Source organism: Bacillus sp. SIMBA_026 (assembly GCF_046535335.1).
In the GTDB taxonomy this organism is placed as follows: Bacteria; Bacillota; Bacilli; order Bacillales; family Bacillaceae; genus Bacillus; species Bacillus velezensis.
Window position 1 is genome coordinate 1 of the sequence record NZ_JAWRWX010000034.1, and the last position, 426, is coordinate 426.

Annotated in this window: 1 protein-coding gene; it reads left to right on the plus strand. The window is 59.2% G+C overall.

What is annotated here, in order from left to right; translation table 11 throughout:
- Positions 1-6: 6 nt before the first annotated feature.
- A partial coding sequence (locus SB847_RS20540) for an NAD(P)-dependent oxidoreductase (protein ID WP_410578401.1) occupies positions 7-426 on the plus strand: 420 nt, incomplete at its 3' end.

Consider the following 426-nt stretch of genomic DNA (forward strand, 5'->3'; position numbering starts at 1 on the left):
CGCAGGATCGAACAGATGGACCACCGCCTCCGGAGTGGAAAGGGCTGGGATGACGCCAGAAGCATCCGGCGTGCCCGGGAAATCTCGGGATCGCGCATTGGTGTTGTTGGTGCATCGCGGACCGGCCGTCGCTATATTGATGCGTGCCTGGCACTCGGCGCGGACGGACATATCTACGACCCCTATCTGGCCACGGACGATCCCGTTTGGGCCTATTCGGATGAAGAATATTTCCAGTTCGCGATGGGCCATTTGAAGCGAATGTTCCCCAAGCTGGATCAGTCGTGGGTGCTGGACTACAAGGTATGGCGTTCCGAGTACGCGCAGCCGGTGACCGAACGCAATTACTCGTCGTATGTGCCGGGTCGTGAGACGCCCTATGCCAACGCGTACATTTCGACGATGGCGCAGATCTATCCGGAGGAC